The 4,048-nt window shown below is 65.9% G+C and carries 5 protein-coding genes; 4 read left to right on the top strand and 1 reads right to left on the bottom strand.

What is annotated here, in order from left to right:
- On the top strand, window positions 1–167 hold a 167-nt coding region (locus Q1W68_RS01395), incomplete at its 5' end, for a DbpA RNA binding domain-containing protein (RefSeq protein WP_300715472.1).
- Window positions 168–177: 10 nt separating this feature from the next.
- Here Q1W68_RS01395 and Q1W68_RS01390 read toward each other — a convergent pair.
- Window positions 178–2,409, bottom strand: a complete 2,232-nt coding sequence (locus Q1W68_RS01390; protein ID WP_300648065.1) for an ATP-binding protein — start codon at window positions 2,407–2,409, stop codon at window positions 178–180.
- An 88-nt stretch (window positions 2,410–2,497) separates the two neighbouring features.
- Here Q1W68_RS01390 and Q1W68_RS01385 point away from each other — a divergent pair, with 88 nt between their 5' ends.
- The 3 genes from Q1W68_RS01385 to Q1W68_RS01375 form a co-directional block, all read left to right on the top strand.
- The gene (locus Q1W68_RS01385) at window positions 2,498–2,758 is read left to right on the top strand and encodes a DUF3297 family protein (protein ID WP_300648063.1); all 261 of its coding nucleotides are present in this window, start codon (window positions 2,498–2,500) and stop codon (window positions 2,756–2,758) included.
- A 160-nt stretch (window positions 2,759–2,918) separates the two neighbouring features.
- Window positions 2,919–3,386, top strand: a complete 468-nt coding sequence (locus Q1W68_RS01380; RefSeq protein ID WP_366146686.1) for a DUF1439 domain-containing protein — start codon at window positions 2,919–2,921, stop codon at window positions 3,384–3,386.
- Between the two features lie 22 nt (window positions 3,387–3,408).
- A partial coding sequence (locus Q1W68_RS01375) for a PA4780 family RIO1-like protein kinase (protein WP_300715471.1) occupies window positions 3,409–4,048 on the top strand: 640 nt, incomplete at its 3' end.

Raw genomic sequence — 4,048 nt, 5'->3', positions numbered from 1 at the left:
TCACCGCCGACCTGGGCTACACCCGCGAGCAGGTGGGCAAGATCAACGTGAACGAATGGTCCACTTACGTGGCCGTGGACCGGGACATCGCCCAGCAGGTGGCCAGCCGATTGAACGACGGGCGCATCAAGGGCAAGGGTGTGAAGGTGCGGGTGCTGGAGGACTGAACCACCGGGTTCAGGACTTTGCGGCTGGCTGGGCGGCCTGGCGCACGACCCGGTCAAGCAACGCATCCAGATCACCGGCTTCAACCGGCTTGCGCAGCGCGGCCGCAAACAAGTCCTTCAGCACCGCGGCGTCGGTCTCGTCCAGGTTGCCGCTCAACAGCACCACCGGCGGCGGTTGGTCCATGGAACGGATGCGCCGGCCCAGGCCCACACCATCGAGCCGGGGCATCGACAGATCGGTGAGCACAACATCCCAACGCAGGGCCGACTGCACCAGGTAACTCCAGGCCTCTTCGCCGTCGCGGGCACGGGTCACGTTCCAGCCCTTGCGCTCCAGCAAGGCGCTCCACGACTGACGCACCAGCTGGTCGTCATCGACAAACAGCAGTTCCCGCCTGGGCCGGTCTGTTGATGAAGGCTGTGTCAGCGCGAGCGAGGACCCGTTGTCCTCGCAGGTCGGCAGGTACAGGCAGAAGCGGGTGCCCTCGCCCACCACGCTGGACAGGCCGATGTACCCGCCATGGTGGGCCGTGATGCCCTGGGCCACCGACAAGCCCAGCCCGGTACCGCGCCCCACGCTCTTGGTGGTGAAGAAGGGCTCGAAGACACGGTCCGCCACCTCCGGCGGCATGCCGGGTCCGAAGTCCCGAACCTCGATCGTCAGAAAGCGTCCCTGGACCAGTTTCGCCATGTCGGCGGGCAAGCGCCGAGCGTCTGCGACCGGCAGGACGACTTCGTCGATGGTGACTTCGATGCGCCCTTTGCCGTCCAGGGCGTCGGCGGCGTTGATCAACAGGTTCACCAGCACCTGCTGCAGCTGCGTGGGATCGCCCTGGACGAGATCCTGGTCCACGCGGTGGATGGCCACGATCTCGCATTCCCGCGTGAGCCCCGAGCCGACCAGCCGACGGGTGTCATCAACCAGGGTGCGCAGGTGCAGACGCTGCAGCTTGGGCGCTGTCTTGCGACCAAAAGCGAGCAGCTGGCGGATCAGGCCATCGGCGTATTTCGTGGCCTTGAGCGCCTGCCCCAGCGACTCGTGACCGGGGTGCTTCTCCTCCAGGTCTTCCATGGTGAGCCGCACCCAACCGGTCACGGCCGCCAGCGAGTTGTTGATGTCGTGCGCGATGCCCCCGGCCAGCCGCCCGAGGGCTTCGGATTTCTGGCTTTGCATCAGCTGTGACTGGATGGTCTCTTGACGCTCGAAGGACAGTCGCTGCTGTTGTGCGTCCGACTGCACCCGCTGGAGCAGCTGGTTGACGCCGCGCGCCAGGGAACTGATTTCGTCATCGCCCTGAACCCGGACCGGGGGTGCTGCCGTGGGGCCATTCCGGGTGATGACGTCGATGTCGGTGCAGAGGCGTTGCAGCCGTTTGAGCAGAAACCGGTCGAGGATCAGCACCAGCAGCAAGCTGGCCATCAACGATGTCAAGGCGATCACCACCATGCCTTGCCCGTTCAACGCCCGACCTTGCTCCTGCAGGTGTCGATCCAGCCCGAGGACCAGCTCCGCCACCGGACGACCTTCGTGGTCTTGCAGCACGGTGTGCAGGTCGTCCCGCTCGGCGTTGACCCGCTGCACGTAAAACGGCGCGCCCGATTGCGCAGGCGTTTCAAACGACAAGCGCGCCGGCATCATCAGCACGTCGCCCAATTGATCCACCTCGGTCTGGTCAAAACGCCGCACCATGGCCATGACGCCCTGTGCCGCACCATCTTGCCAGTCAGGCTGACGCACCGCAGCCGCGATCACGATCTCCAGTTCGCCATCCACCACACGCAGCGTCTGCAGCACCGCCTTGGGGTCGGATCGCTCCATGACCTGCATGGCCAGCGTCTGCAAGGGTGCAATGCGCTCGGGAGTCAGCTTGATCAGGCGCTCCTTGTCCTCGCGCTTGACCGTGGCCACCGCACGGCCCTGGCGGTCGAACACCAGCACCTCCGAAATGCGCAGCGACCCCATGTTGTCCACGTCGAAGTTGTCGACCATGAAATCGGGTCGTTTGCCATGGACAAACTCCACGGCGTCGGCCCAGTAGGCGTAGTCCTGGGTGGTGGCGCTCAGGCCCTGAACCTGCTGGTTGAGCACCCGCTTGGCGCGTTCACCCTCCCGCTCGGCGTGCTCTGTCTCCAGCCGGGAGAAGGAGTCTTGCACCACGGTGCGCGCGCCCATGACGGCACCGCCCGCGCACACGGCGACGGCCAGGAGGATCAAGCCCCAGGCCTTGTGTTGTAGTTTCATGGTGTTTGAGTATCGGCGTTTGGGCCTGAAAGTGAAGCGGTGCGCGGCCCGCAACCGGGTGTGCCGTGAACTGGTCGACAATCGCCCCATGACCGAATCGACACCCACCCCCAACAACCGTCCCACCCTCCCCGACCGCCTGTCCATCGATGTGCGCAGTCCGCACCACGTGCCCGCTGTGTTCGAGCACGACATCGGCATCCGATTCAACGACAAGGAGCGTTTCGACGTGTCCGAGTACTGCATCAGCGAAGGCTGGGTGAAGGTGCCTTCGGGCAAGACGCTCGACCGCAAGGGCCAGCCACTGCTGATCCAGCTCAAGGGTCGGGTCGAGGTTTTCTACAAATAGAGACCATTGGCGCTGAACGCCCGGCGCGCGCCCGACTCACACCCCGCCTATGCGCCGCAGAACCTTCTTTTCAGCCGCCTTGTGCGGAACGCTCGGACCATGGGCTCAGGCCCAATCACCTGATGCGGACGATCCACCCTCCAGACCGCCCGGTGTCACCGTGCCGACCGCTGTGCTGCAGCGCTCGGTGGCGCAGCGCTTTCCCCTCCGATACCCGGTGCAAGGCCTGCTCAACCTGGACCTGCAGCCCCCCACACTGAGCCTGCTGCCGGCGCAAAACCGCCTGCGCGCCGAGATGGTGGTGGACGCCGCCGGACCAGCGCTCAACCGCAGCCACCGCGGTACGTTCGACCTGGACTTTGCCCTGCGCTACGAGGCCAGCGACCGCACGCTGCGCGCCCACCAGTTGCGCATCGACCGCCTGCGCTTTCCCAGCCTGCAGCCCGGTGTGGTGGAGTTGCTCAACACCTACGCCCCCGCGCTGGCCGAGCAGTCGCTGCGCGAGGTGGTGTTGCACCGCCTGCAGCCGCAAGACCTGCGCATGGCCGACGCCATGGGCATGCAGCCCGGCGCGATCACGGTGACCGACACGGGTCTGGTGATCGGCTTCGTGCTCAAGCCCCTTTGATGCCCGGGCGCACAATCGCCCGATGAAAGTACCTCCCCGACTGCAATCCCTCGTTGAAGAGGGTCTCATCGACACCGTGGTGCGCCAGCTCATGAGCGGCAAGGAAGCCATGGTCTATGTGGTGCGCTGTGGAGACGAGACGCGCTGCGCGAAGATCTACAAGGAAGCGAACAACCGCAGCTTCCGCCAGGCGGTGGACTACACCGAAAACCGCAAGGTGAAGAACTCGCGCCAGGCCCGCGCCATGGCCAAGGGCACGAAGTTCGGCCGCGAATCGCAAGAGGCCGCGTGGCAAAGCGCCGAGGTCGACGCGCTCTACCGCCTGGCCGCGGCCGGTGTGCGCGTGCCCCAACCCTTCAACTTCGCCGACGGTGTGCTGCTCATGGAACTGGTGACCGATACCGACGGCGACGCAGCGCCCCGCCTCAACGACGTGTCGTTCACGCCCGTGCAGGCGCGCCAGCACCACGCCACGCTCGTGGGCGAGGTGGTGCGCATGCTGTGCGCGGGCGTGGTGCACGGCGACTTGTCGGAGTTCAACATCCTGCTCGCGCATTCGGGCGAAGACGGCAGCGACGACTTCCCCGTGATCATCGACCTGCCGCAAGCGGTGGACGCCGCCGGCAACAACCACGCCCAGCGCATGCTGCTGCGCGACGTGG

The organism is Hydrogenophaga sp., assembly GCF_030158645.1.
Classification (GTDB): domain Bacteria; phylum Pseudomonadota; class Gammaproteobacteria; order Burkholderiales; family Burkholderiaceae_C; genus Hydrogenophaga.
Note: the sequence above shows the minus strand (reverse complement) of the source record. Positions and strands in the feature narration are given on the sequence as shown.